This is a genomic window from Cyanobacteria bacterium FACHB-DQ100, from assembly GCA_014695195.1.
In the GTDB taxonomy this organism is placed as follows: Bacteria; Cyanobacteriota; Cyanobacteriia; order Leptolyngbyales; family Leptolyngbyaceae; genus Leptolyngbya.
This window is the reverse complement of record JACJNW010000022.1, coordinates 93,502-105,847: the sequence shown is the minus strand read 5'-3', so window position 1 is coordinate 105,847 and position 12,346 is coordinate 93,502. Positions and strand designations below refer to the sequence as shown.

The 12,346-nt window shown below is 49.1% G+C and carries 12 protein-coding genes and 1 other RNA gene; 5 read left to right on the top strand and 8 right to left on the bottom strand.

The window, feature by feature from the left end; translation table 11 throughout:
- The first annotated feature begins 280 nt into the window (after positions 1-280).
- Entirely contained in the window at positions 281-1,051 is a 771-nt protein-coding gene (pgeF, locus tag H6F51_07330) for a peptidoglycan editing factor PgeF (protein ID MBD1822307.1), read from the top strand.
- A 190-nt stretch (positions 1,052-1,241) separates the two neighbouring features.
- On the opposite strand, the gene H6F51_07325 is transcribed toward pgeF, so the two are convergent.
- The 3 genes from H6F51_07325 to H6F51_07315 form a co-directional block, all read right to left on the bottom strand.
- Positions 1,242-2,477 (bottom strand): inner-membrane translocator, encoded by a 1,236-nt coding sequence (locus H6F51_07325; protein MBD1822306.1) that lies wholly within the window; start codon positions 2,475-2,477, stop codon positions 1,242-1,244.
- Positions 2,474-3,301, bottom strand: a complete 828-nt coding sequence (locus H6F51_07320) for a sugar ABC transporter ATP-binding protein (protein ID MBD1822305.1) — start codon at positions 3,299-3,301, stop codon at positions 2,474-2,476. The genes H6F51_07325 and H6F51_07320 overlap by 4 nt, the downstream gene beginning before the upstream one ends.
- A gap of 189 nt (positions 3,302-3,490) precedes the next feature.
- On the bottom strand, positions 3,491-4,690 hold the full coding sequence (locus H6F51_07315) for a sugar ABC transporter substrate-binding protein (protein MBD1822304.1): 1,200 nt from the start codon (positions 4,688-4,690) through the stop codon (positions 3,491-3,493).
- 532 nt (positions 4,691-5,222) lie between these two features.
- Here H6F51_07315 and H6F51_07310 point away from each other — a divergent pair.
- Complete coding sequence (locus H6F51_07310) at positions 5,223-5,597, top strand: DUF4870 domain-containing protein (protein MBD1822303.1); 375 nt, start codon at positions 5,223-5,225, stop codon at positions 5,595-5,597.
- Positions 5,598-5,663: 66 nt separating this feature from the next.
- Here the strand turns inward: H6F51_07310 and H6F51_07305 are convergent, their stop codons facing one another.
- On the bottom strand, positions 5,664-6,398 hold the full coding sequence (locus H6F51_07305) for a DUF561 domain-containing protein (GenBank protein ID MBD1822302.1): 735 nt from the start codon (positions 6,396-6,398) through the stop codon (positions 5,664-5,666).
- 80 nt (positions 6,399-6,478) lie between these two features.
- Here H6F51_07305 and H6F51_07300 point away from each other — a divergent pair, with 80 nt between their 5' ends.
- The gene (locus tag H6F51_07300; protein MBD1822301.1) at positions 6,479-7,000 is read left to right on the top strand and encodes a GNAT family N-acetyltransferase; all 522 of its coding nucleotides are present in this window, start codon (positions 6,479-6,481) and stop codon (positions 6,998-7,000) included.
- Positions 6,993-7,787, top strand: coding sequence for a polysaccharide deacetylase family protein (locus H6F51_07295; protein ID MBD1822300.1), 795 nt, complete (start codon positions 6,993-6,995; stop codon positions 7,785-7,787). The genes H6F51_07300 and H6F51_07295 overlap by 8 nt, the downstream gene beginning before the upstream one ends.
- Positions 7,788-7,815: 28 nt before the next feature.
- Here the strand turns inward: H6F51_07295 and ssrA are convergent.
- Positions 7,816-8,205: a transfer-messenger RNA gene (ssrA, locus tag H6F51_07290) on the bottom strand.
- A gap of 115 nt (positions 8,206-8,320) precedes the next feature.
- On the bottom strand, positions 8,321-9,973 hold the full coding sequence (locus tag H6F51_07285; protein ID MBD1822299.1) for an AarF/ABC1/UbiB kinase family protein: 1,653 nt from the start codon (positions 9,971-9,973) through the stop codon (positions 8,321-8,323).
- 187 nt (positions 9,974-10,160) lie between these two features.
- Here H6F51_07285 and H6F51_07280 point away from each other — a divergent pair, with 187 nt between their 5' ends.
- Positions 10,161-10,640: a hypothetical protein gene (locus tag H6F51_07280; GenBank protein MBD1822298.1), complete on the top strand. Its 480-nt coding sequence runs from the start codon at positions 10,161-10,163 to the stop codon at positions 10,638-10,640.
- A 159-nt stretch (positions 10,641-10,799) separates the two neighbouring features.
- Here the strand turns inward: H6F51_07280 and H6F51_07275 are convergent, their stop codons facing one another.
- Together H6F51_07275 and H6F51_07270 are read right to left on the bottom strand one after the other, a co-directional pair.
- Positions 10,800-11,750, bottom strand: a complete 951-nt coding sequence (locus H6F51_07275) for a zinc ABC transporter substrate-binding protein (GenBank protein ID MBD1822297.1) — start codon at positions 11,748-11,750, stop codon at positions 10,800-10,802.
- A 64-nt stretch (positions 11,751-11,814) separates the two neighbouring features.
- Positions 11,815-12,270, bottom strand: a complete 456-nt coding sequence (locus H6F51_07270) for a hypothetical protein (GenBank protein ID MBD1822296.1) — start codon at positions 12,268-12,270, stop codon at positions 11,815-11,817.
- Positions 12,271-12,346: the final 76 nt, after the last annotated feature.

Sequence of the window (12,346 nt, the reverse complement as noted above, 5' to 3'; positions counted from 1 at the left end):
CACATATTTGCACAGATTTGGCTGTGAAGTCTGCTGCTATGGAATTCCGTCCGCTATGATGCCTGATTTCTCGCGAGTGAGAACACCTTTCTGGAATAAAAGAGGATTTGGCACTGAGTAAAAGCGCCGAATTTTGCAGCTTGAAGGTACAGTAGTCTCCCGCAGTTGTCTCAGTTGTGACCTGTCGTAAATTCACAAAAACTTTAATCTTGGAGGAGCCTACTACACTAGCAGCTCAATAAACCGTTACGATGGCAACAGAATTTCGTGGATGCCCCTCATGCACACTTGGCACTGGCAAACCTGGAACGATCTGCCTTATCTCACTTGCAGCCTTCTAGAACCTTGGCAGCACGGCTTTTTTACGCAACAGTTTTCGCCCCGATCGCCGTTTGAACTCACCGAGGTGCTTGATCCGACGGTTGAGATTTACCGCGTTCATCAGGTGCATGGCAATGTGGTTTTATCGCCTTCTGAGTTGGAGAACCCACACGATCGCGAGAATTTTGCTCAGGCAGACGGATTAATGACGGAGCGATCGCAGCAGGCGGTCTGGGCGTGTAGTGCAGATTGTACGCCCGCTTTGATTGGAGATGTGAAAACGGGGAATGCTGCAGCGGTGCATGCGGGCTGGCGGGGAACGGCGCAAAAAATTGTGCCTGTAGCGATCGAGAAGCTGCGATCGCAAGGGAGCCGGCTTGAAGATTTACGCATTGCTTTAGGACCCGCGATTTCGGGTGAAGTTTACCAAGTTTCACATCAAGTGGCGCTAGAAGTGGGAGCAACGATCGAGCCGAGTCCAGATTTAGACAGATTAATCAGTTTGCCGAATTCGCCCATTTTAAGGGACTCGACAGAGGGACGATCGCGCTTAGATGTCCGGCGGGTGATTGCAATCCAATTAGAACGAATGGGAATGACGGCAGAACAGATTGCGATCGCGCCTCACTGTACGTATCAAGATCCGACCAACTTTTTCTCGTATCGGCGGGAGAAGCTGAAGAAGGTGCAATGGTCGGGTATTGTGAGTCGTGGAGCAGCCTGCGGCTGATGGTAGTTCCGCAGTCTAAAGCTTCGTTGCTGTCGGCTTCAGCCCCCTAAATCCCCCATTCTGGGGGACTTGGAGAAAAGGGAATTTCCAAATGAAGTAGTTCTCTAGCTTTCAAAGTCCCCCAGAATGGGGGATTTAGGGGGCAAAACCGCTCAAACCGAAGCGGAAAACCTCGTCGAACTCGCGTTCTTTACTTGCCGCGTACCGGATTAGCTCGTCGGACTAAAGCATCTGCCGTAACAGCCAACACTAGCACCGCACCTTGGACAATATTCTTGATGCTTTGATCCTGGTTGAGCAAGTCCAAGCCATTGTCTAAACTGCCAATGACCAGCGCACCCAAAATCACTGCCCAAACTGAGCCGCGTCCTCCGAATAAACTGACTCCACCGATAACCGCCGCCGCGATCGCATTTAACAACAATGTCGCACTAATTTGAGTGGCAACGGCGGTACTGCGCGAAGTCAGCATAATGCCCGCTAGGGCGGCTAAAACGGATGCCAAAGTAAAGACCGTCATCTTCATGCCAATGACATTAATCCCGGCACGTCTTGCCGCTTCTTCATTACCACCCACCGCATAGAGGTGACGACCAAACGGCGTTTTTCTCAAAATCAGCCAGAACACAAGGACGATTCCCAGCGAAATCAGGACGGCTTGAGGAACACCTTGATAAGTTTGGAATAGGAATACGATCAAGATGATGCTGGCAAAAATCCCTGCAACTTGAGCGATCAACGTTGTGGGGCGCTTCACCGGGAGTCCGGCTTTGACTCGTCGCTGACGTTCATACCAAACCCCGATCGCATACAAAGCAGCAACTGCAAGCGGCAGCCCCCAACCGATGATCGGATTAAGATAGGTCGGTGCCAGCGCCCGAATCGCTGGATCACGCACAATCAAAGTCGTTTGTCGTCCCAACACCAGCAGCAAAAATCCGGCATAACCGATCGACCCCGCCAACGTCACAATGAACGAGGGAACCCGCAAGATTGCGATAAAGAATCCATTGACTAAGCCGATTAATGCGCCAATCACAAGTGCAGCTAGAATCGAAGGAATTGCCCCCCAATTTTGGTAAACCGAGACGGTCGCCATGACTGCGGCACAAGCTTGCGCCACGGCTGCTAAGCTTAAATCGATCTCACCCAGAAGTAGAACCAAAACCGCAGCAGTGCTGAGAATACTAATAACAACAATTTGTTGAGTCAGGTTGGTTAAATTTCGAGCTTGGAGAAAGACACCGCCCGTTGTGACTTGGAAATATAGCGTGATTAATGCAAGAGTGAAAACAACAGGAAGGAATCCTAAATCACCTCGCATGAGCGATCGCAAGCTAAACGACGATCGCTGAAGATTAGATTGTGGATCGCTCATTTCTGCATTCACCGAGGAGCGATCGTCTTGGCGTGTATTAGTTTTCATGTCATTTCTGGAGTAGGAACGGCAGGATCGCGATGTTCTGCGCCTGTAATGGCGGCGACAACTTGTTCTGAAGTGGAATTTTTGATGTCAAAGGTGGCAGTGCGCTGACCCAAACGCATCACAATGACGCGATCGCAGACCTCAAAAACATCGTGCAAATTGTGGGAAATCACCACAACGGCTAGACCTTGTTGTTTGAGGCGGAGAATGAGATTCAAGACCTGCCGAGTTTGTACGACTCCCAGCGCAGCAGTTGGTTCGTCGAGTAGGACGACTTTAGGCTGCCGTAGAATTGTTTTTGCCACTGCAATACATTGCCGCTGTCCACCGGAAAGCGTCGCCACGGGACGACGAACCGAGGGAATTTTGACATTGAGCGTTCTGAGAACTTCGATCGTGCGGCGTTCCATTTCGGTTTCATCGAGCGCTTTGAGAACGCCTGGAATGACCCATCGATAGGCTTCTCGACCGAGCCACAAATTCGCCACAACATCGAGGTTGTCACAAAGCGCTAAGTCTTGGTAAACGGTTTCAATTCCTAATCGAGTGGCATCTTGCGGTGACGCGATCGACACGGGTTGTCCATCAATCAAAATTTCACCGGAGTCTGGAACATATGCGCCAGACATGGTTTTAACCAGTGTTGATTTGCCTGCACCGTTGTCTCCGACTAAACCGACCACTTCGCCTGCATACGCCTCAAAATCGACGTTTTTCAGCGCTTGGACTCCTCCGAATGATTTATTGATGTTGCGGAGTTGCAGGCGCGGTTGGAGTCGGTCGGAGTGCGGTTCTGTTTGGGTTGGTAAAACTGAGTTGTTCATGTTTTCTGGGTTGATTGCTGAGGCGGGGTGATTCAGAAGCGAAATCACCCACTTTCGTTCGCTCGATGGCTTTCTCGCTGCGTTGCGGTCAGCTTCTAGCCCCCTAAGTCCCCCACTCGTGGGGGACTTTAAGCCAATTTCGGTACAAAATTCAGAATTTAGAGGCAATCGAATATCTAAGAGACAGAATTAGAGCGACCCTTGTCGATCTGAACCCTCTTGTGCGACTCCTCGACAAATGCCAGTGGTGTCACCGCTTAGTCCATTACAGACTTGAGCTTTATTTAGATAGCCATCTGCTAGAACGGTTTGCTGAACATTAGTTTTATCGACTGCGACTGGAGTAATTAGCGCCGATGCAACTTGTCCGCCTGATTTGAGTGCGGTTTGTCCATTGACGATCGCGCCCGGTTCGCTGCCTTTGCTCAATGCTGCAACTAACTGTGCAGTGACCTGAGCTTCTTTAGCGATCGGTTTGTAGATGGTCATGGCTTGATCGCCTGTGAGAATGTTCTGGATTCCGGTCAAGGTGGCATCTTGTCCGGTGACGAGAACTTTGCCATCGAGTTTTTGCGCTCTCAAAGCTGCAATCACAGTATTTGCCATGCCATCATTGGCAACATACGCCGCCTGGACATTGTTTCTCTGCTGCGTCAAAATGCCTTCCATGATGGATTGCGCTCTGGCGTTGTCCCAGTTTGGCGTGTACTGATCAAACACTAGATTCAACTGTTTGCTATCGACCAAGGGTTGCAATGCTTTTAATGCACCTTCCCGGAATTGCAGAGCATTGTTATCGGTCTGCGAACCATTAATCATCACCAAGTTTGCACCAGGCTTGAGACCATAAGCGCCTCTGCGGAATTGATCCGCGATGTATTGTCCCTGGAGTTCGCCGACGCGCACATTATCAAATGATACATAGTAAGCTACGTCTGGGTCTTGGATGAAGCGATCGTAAGCGATGACTGGGACTTGACTCGCTTTGGCTTTTTGCACAATCACCGATGCTTTGTCGCTGTCTTGTGGATCAACAACGAGAATGCAGGCACCCTTGGTTAATGCTGCCTCCGCTTGGTTTTGTTGAGTATCTGCATTGTTGTTAGCATTGGCATATTGGATGGTGGCATCTGGAAGTTGGGCTTTGATTTCCTTTTCGAGCAACGGTCGATCGTAAGCTTCGTATCGAGCCGACGAGTCAGATTCGGGTAAGAGAACACCAATGTTTTTGCAGCCTTTTGCTGCGGCAAATCTTGTATCCGTGTTTGTGCCCGAAGTGGGATTGTTTGCAGAATTATTCGCAGCATTGTTTTGACTGCTACAGGCTGCAAACAGCGCCACACTCATTAATGGTAAAAAGCTGTAAATTAGTTTTGAAAAACGTTTCATTTCTGCCGTCCTAGAGTCTGAGTCTTGTAGCGAACGCGGAGATTCTTTAGTTACTGTGTTGCAGATTTGCGAGGAACTTAACAGCGTCAGCTTGCTACTTCAGGAAGAGTAGAAATAGAAGCTATACTGCTGAGTTTTGTATAGACTTTCCTTGTTTCAACACAGCAACAAAATAGCGATCGTATTAGTTCCTAGTTCTATTACTTTTGAAGTTCAGAGATTAGTTACTAATCGCGATCCCCATCTATCTGACATTAGATTTCTTCGCTTAATTTCAGCCTCTACCGCGAGAATGAGTAGCAGGAGTTACTAAATCTTTCTTCACATCTCTAATCGCGCTATGCGTAAAAATCGCGTTATATCGTGAATTGAGCATTGAAGCGTTGCCCGATCGTTATCGTTTCTTAAAATTAATCTATCCAAGGTAAAAGGCGACGGGTTTTTTAAGTACGGTAAACTGCACTACTACGGGCATTGATTAGAAGGATACGATCGAGCCTGTAAGGAAAAAGCACTATAGGAGAAATCCAGGATGCAGACCACATTCGATACTAATCAGCGCCGCTTGTTATCCTGCTTAAGTCATGGCGCAATTTTCTTTAGTACAACCTTGTTCTCGATCGGCGTTCCTATTGCAATCAATTTGCTGTCGGATGACCCAGTGGTCAAAGCTAACGCTAAAGAATCGATGAATTTTCACCTGAATGTTTGGTTCTGGGCGGCGGTGATTGGTATCCCGGTCGGAATTCTATCGTTCTTAACCTTTGGATTGGGTGGATTGCTGTTCTTCCCGGTGATTGGATTTGGCTTTTTGCTACATTGGGGATTGACAATTTGGGCGCTTGCACATTGTTTAAGCAAACCCGATGAGCCGTTCCGCTATCCGTTTATTTTCCGATTATTCTAGAAATTTCCAAAATCACTGTTAAACCCGTAACGATCGTATTGTTATGACCGTTACGGGTTTTTGCGTTTAAACGTTGACCGAAGCGCGATCGAGAGATTCAACCAGCGATCGAACGGCTGCAATCATTGCGACTTCGCTATCGAGCTTGTGAATTGCGCTTCCCACGCCCACACCCGAAGCACCAGCAGCGATCGCCAACGGAGCCGTTACGCTCGACAAACCAGATGCACAGAGAACTGGAATGTTGATCGCTCTTGAGATTTCGTAAGCTGCTGCTAAGGTCGGAGCTGCCTTTTCAATCAATCCTAACGCGCCGGAGTGTGCAGGACTCGAAGAAGTTCCGCCCTCGGTTTGAATCATGTCCGCACCTGCTTTCACCAGCTCTTCTGCCAGTTGGACTTGCTGATCCAAAGGCAAAATGTGAGGCACAGTGACGGAGAGCGTGACATGAGGCAGGAGAGCGCGAGTTGCTTGAGTCAGTGCCAAAACTTCCTCAGCTTCAAAGCGACGACCTTGAGCGTAGAAACTGTCGAAGTTTCCGATTTCGATTAAATCTGCGCCGGACTCGATCGCCATGAAAAATTGTTCAGGCTCGACCGCAGAGACGCAAATCGGCAGGCTGGTTAGTTGTTTCGCCAGGCGAATCAGGTCGGCATCGGCAGCGATATCAACGAAAGTAGCACCGCCACGATCGGCAGCCTTAATCACCGCAGCAACGTTGTTTGCATCAAAATTGTTCAAGCCGCTAATGACTTTGAGAGCGCGACCTTGAGCGAGAGCAGTTTGTAGCGTAGAAATCATAGTGTTTCATCATCGTGAAATGAGTACAGATCATTGTGCCAGTATTAGGAGATGTCAGCTAGGGGAGAGCGTCATTATCAATGCAGGAATTAGAGACAGAACGCTTGTGGTTACGTCAGTTCAGGCGAGAAGATTTGGATCGGATGGCAGAAATTTTTGGCGATCCGGTGGTGATGCGATTCATTGCGTCTGGAACAAAGACGCGATCGCAACTCGAAGCAGAATTTCCCATGATCCTTCAGCGCTACAACTGTTCTGAGTTTGGAATGTGGGCAGTGGTTGAGAAAGCAAGTCAAACGTTGCTAGGCCGATGTGGATTGATTTATCTCGATGGAACGCCAGAAATCGAGCTAGGATATGCCCTGGATAAGGCGTACTGGAATCGGGGGATTGCGACAGAGGCATCGATCGCCTGTCTGCGATTTGGATTTGAGCAAGTGGGATTAGAGCGAGTTGTTGCGATCTCACAGCCTGAAAATTTGGCATCGCAACGAGTGATGCAAAAAGTGGGCATGACGTTTGAGAAGAACGCGCACTATTACAAAACTGACGTTGTGTATTACGCTATCTCCAAGAATGAGTTTCACGGTTTGCATGGATAAGCTAATTCTGCTGAGTTTTGATGTCGAAGAGTTTGATGTGCCCGAAGAATACGGTCAAACTCTACCAGAAAGCATGAAATTCAAAGTCTCGGCGGAAGGCTTGGACAAGGTTTTGGAGTTGCTCGATCGCTTAAATATTCGAGCCACTTTTTTCATTACTGCAAATTTCGCTATTCATCACCCTTCAACAATTCTCGAAATTGCAAAAAAGCATGAAATCGCCTCGCATGGGTTTTATCATGCTTCGTTTTGTGTGGAAGATTTAGCCCGATCGAAGCAGGCACTAGAAGAAATTACGCATCAAGAAGTCGCTGGATTTAGAATGGCGCGGCTGCAACCTGTGAGCGATCGAGAGATTCAACAAGCCGGATATCGTTACAATTCCTCGATGAATCCTACTTATTTACCGGGTCGCTACAACAATCTTTCTAAACCTCGAATTCCTTATCATTCTGATCGCTTATTAAATATTCCAGTTTCGGTGACACCCTTCATTCGATTTCCTTTGTTTTGGTTAAGCTTTAAGAACCTGCCTTTACCGCTTTATAAGCTCGCTTCTCGAATTACATTAAATTGGGATTCTTACATCAATTTGTATTTTCATCCCTGGGAATTTACGAATATTCGAGGGTATCAATTACCGGGATATATTAAAACGCGATCGGGGCGGGAAATGCTCGATCGCTTGGAGAATTATTTGAGGTGGGTCAGCGCGCTCGGTACGTTCGCGACATTCTCTGAGTTTCAAGCAAAGCTAGATCCTCGTAGCTTGTTTAAACTCTTGTGAGCAGCCAAAAGGTATGGCGTAGTTTTCTAAGTGGAGCTGACGGGAGTCGAACCCGTGTCCAAACTGGGTATTTACTCTGTCAATCGTTCACAGGTTTAGCTTCTCTAATCCTCGAAGCGGGAACTATCCTTTATCCCGGATAATAGGATGCTCTGGTATTGTCTTAGCTAAACCGCCAACCAGAGGTGAAGATTTAGCGCAACCGTTGGGGTTTGCTTACTGCCTTTAACGGTGTCAGACTGTAAGCGCTCGAACCTGAATTAGAGGTGTTTTATGCTGCAACAGGTGCAGTTTTACGAGCAAAAGGTACGATGTTGTTTGCATCTATTGTTTTGAGCCTAGATTTACGAGAGTGGACTCCCTCTCGACCTGCATCTCGACGGAACGTTCGCCAACCTGTCGAAACCGTTACAGCCCCGTGATGTTTTCTTATTATAGCGCGAGATTCTGATCTGTGTGGAGCTTTTGCTCGATCGTGTTAAATGCTGCAATGTTAGGGTGCACGCTGAACGTAGTTTAAGCGCATTCTGCTGCTAACGGAGAGCGCCCGATCGCAGAATGCTCAAAATCAACCACAGCCCTAGGAAGCTTGCTGCTGCAAACAGAACATCGCTCACCCAAGTCACCTGACTCAATTGAGTGTTGGAAGAAATGATCGCTGCACCCATAATCAATGATCCGACCACAATACTAAATGACATGCGATTTGCAGAAGCATCGATCGTGCGGCGGAGCGGTTCTGCTTCTCGAATGGAAAGATTCCACTGCAAAGTTTCTGAAGTCACGCGATCGAGCAAGAGTTCCACTTGGCGCGGAGACTGGAGTGAGAGGTTCTTCACGTCGAGCGCGGTTCGCAATAAAGCAATTAAAGGCGCTTCACCCACAATCTGCCGCTGAAATACTTCAGTCATCATCGGGCGAATTTTATTTGGGATATTGAAGTTTGGATCAAGCGATCGAGCAATGCCTTCTAGGTTGGCGATCGCTTTTGCACAAAGTCCTAAGTTGCCAGGAACCCGCACTTTGTTATCTCGAACAATTTGCAGCACTTCATACACCAATTTGCTGAAGTTCACTTGAGAAATGTTCAAGCTATAGTAGCGCCGCAATAGGCGATCGAATTCAGTTTCGAGCTTGACGCGATTGATCGGCTGAACAGGGGGTGCAAGCTGTAAGACTAGCTGAGTGCAGCGCTGAGCATCCAGATTGACGATCGCTAACACTAATTCCAGAATCAATTGCTGAGTGCGGGGATCAAGCCGCCCAACCATGCCACAGTCGAGCAGTGCGACCCGTCCATCATTGAGATAGAAAACGTTACCGGGATGCGGATCAGCGTGGAAGAAGCCATCTAAACAGATCTGCTGAAAGAAGGCTCTGAGCAATAGAGTGGAGATATCTTCTCGCTGCTTCAAGTCCGTGGTGCCATCAAAGCCGATCGGCGGAAGCGCAGATAAGATTGCGACTCCATCGAGCCATTCCATTGCAATTAGTTTATCGGTGGTGTATTCCCAGTAGATTTGAGGCACGACTAACTGCTTGGAGTCGAACCAGCGCGTATTGCTTAAGTTGTGCCGCAGTTGATCGGTATATCGAGCTTCTTGAGTAAAATCGAGTTCATATCTGAGCGCTTCGGCAAACTCTTCTGCGATCGAGACGATATCGTAATACTGACCAAATTCGGTCTGGGCAACTAGACGAGCGATGAAGCGAATCAGGGAGATGTCTTGCTCGACCACGGCGCTGAGCCCGGGGCGCTGGACTTTGAGTGCAACAGGGCGACCGTCTTTGAGAACGGCGCGATGAGTTTGGGCGATCGATCCTGCGGCGACGGGTTTGTAGTTGATGGAGGCGAAAATTTCTTCGAGCGGCTGGCTAAATTGCTTGCGCAACATGACTTCGACTTCTGCCCAGTCGATCGGTGGCACTTCGGCTTGTAGAGTAGAAAGGGCATCGATGTATTCGGCGGGCAGGAGGTCGGGACGGGTGCTGAGGAGTTGCCCAAGTTTGACGTAAACGGGGCCTAAATCGACCAGAATGTTGCGAAGTACGGCGGGCGGTGGCAGTTTGGGTTCATCGACTTTGCCTCCGGTGAGCAGTCGCCGCATATAGTCCCACCCGTTTCGTAGGACAACTTCTACGATTTCACCTTGACGTGAACTGGTTTGGACAAGTCTAGAAAACATGAAAGAAATCCGGTTAGGGTGAAGGCGAACACTGTCTCCTAAAGTAGCGTAAACGTGATGGTTTCAGCTATCTACTCTGGGGTGGAAGAGGACTCGTTTGCATCGGTTGAAAGTTTCGGATAACCGTCCAAGCGATCGCGGAAAAACAGGTTAGTCTAGGAATAACGCGATGCGAAGGAGACGCGGCATGAATCGGGTTTGGAGCGTGGCAAGTAAGGCGTTTGGTAGTGTATTTCTCTGCGCTGGGGGTGTCGTTTCGATCTCGCTGTTTTTATTGATCTTGGCGCTGCATCCTCCGGCGTGGGCTTCGGCGCTGTTGTCGATTTTGCTGGTGTTTTTTGGCTTGGCTCCGAGCGCGATCGGGGGGTTGCTGCTTTATGTGAGTTCTAAGGCGCATCGTCGGGCGATTCGCGATCGCTTTTTTCAGTTGCTGCATTTGCGGCAGGGGCGGATTTCGGTGCTTGAGTTTTCTAGGGCGACGCAGTTGGAGCCTCAGATGGCGCAGCGGCATCTTGATCTGTGGGCGCGGGAGTATGATGCGAATTTTGAGGTGAGTGATGCGGGTGAGATTTATTATGTATTCTCAACTGAGCGCTTGCTGCCGCCTGGGGGTCAACCGTTTGAGGTGATGCGTCAGGTTGTGCGGGATGTGTTGCGATCGTTTTAAGGTTGATGCTTTCGTTCGCCCATGCGTTGCGCCAACATCTTTTTAATTTGCGAGAATTGCCTTTCTTCAATCGTTGTGCGTTTCAGTCCTGTTGCCGGGACTTAAGCATTTGCAAGTTATAGTGCGATCACCCAAAAGTAGTGCGAATATTTTGACATCTCATCCCGCCTGAAACGGAATCACCCTGCCACCAAGCGCCTGCACGATCGTCGTTGTATTCGCCGCCATCATCTTAATGTACGTCTCCCCACTACTTCCCACAGCACCGATCGAATCCGAATACAACTGTTGGGGCGCTAACTTCACCCCCGCCTCTTGCGCCACCGTTTGAATCAACGCTGGATTAATCGTCGTCTCTGCAAAAATCGCTGGAACCCGCGCCGACCTAATCGACTGCACCAATCGCTGCACCGTCTGGGCGCTCGGTTGCTCCTCTGTGCTAATCCCAATCAGCGTCCCTGCGATCGCCAATTGATACGCCTTGCCGTAATACTGAAACGCATCATGCGTCGTTACAAGGAGACGATTTGCGGCAGGAATCGTCTGAACCTGCTGCTTAATCCAGCCATCCAAGCGATTCAACTCGGCAATCAGACGATCGGCATTCTGCGTCATCTTCTCGCGATCGTTCGGCACCAGTTGAACCAGTGCATCCCGAACCACGATCGTCATTTTTGCCACATTTTGCACATCTCCCCAAACGTGCGGATCAGGAACCTTTTGCCCCTCCTTTTCAAGCTGGAGCGGCGTAATCACTTCTCCCACAGCGACCTGACGCGCATTCACTCCGGCGGCCTTTATCAAGCGAATCAATCCCGGCTCTAAGTTATAGCCGTTATACAAAATCAAATTCGCCTTTTCCATTGCGACAGTATCCGCCGGAACAGGCTCGTAGGTATGCGGATCGGCTCCCGGCTTGAGAATTCCAATCACCTGCACCGAATCACCCGCGATCGTCGAGGCTAAATCCGTCAAAATCGTACTGGTGGAAACCACCTGCGGCTTCTGATTCGTCGATTGCTCCTGTTGCCCGCAGCCATGCAGCCAAAGCGCGATCGTACCTCCAGCAATGAATTGCCCAAACTGCCGCCGATTCAACCCCTGTCTCATGGCTCCTCACCGATTTCTCTGACGGAAACCAATTTATCGTGAAGTGTTTAGCAATTCGATCGCTCTAAAGCGAGAAATTTTCTTCGTCGTCAATCTGCACATCTAAACTAGCAGACAATACTTCAGCCACCATCGCTTCAAGCTCTGCCGCATTAATGCCACGATCGACTTGATTCTGCATCGGATTGGTTAGGGGAAGCAGGCGCAAGCGGCGATCGTCCTGAATCAGATCAAACTGCGAACCGTCTGCGGTTTTGCTCAACTGAATGTAATCAAAACTGTAGACATTGAGATAAAGCGTCTGGTTTGCCACCATCGTTGCTCGATGTGGATCAGCAAACACCTCAAGAATGCAGCCTTCTCCTTCGCTCGTTGTTCTACCATCGTGCGTGTGGATATAGCGAACTCGGCTCAAATCGGTTAAAACGCGCTGCATATCTTGCTTGTCGATGATCGTGCCATCGTCAATAATGCAGGGGGCAGGAATTCGAGCATTGCGAGAAAATGAATCGTGGCTCATAACACAAGCAAAGTCAAAGGGTAGACGGAAGTTAAGACCAAGCCTAGCTCAAGTTCTGACTCAAGTTAGATGCTTC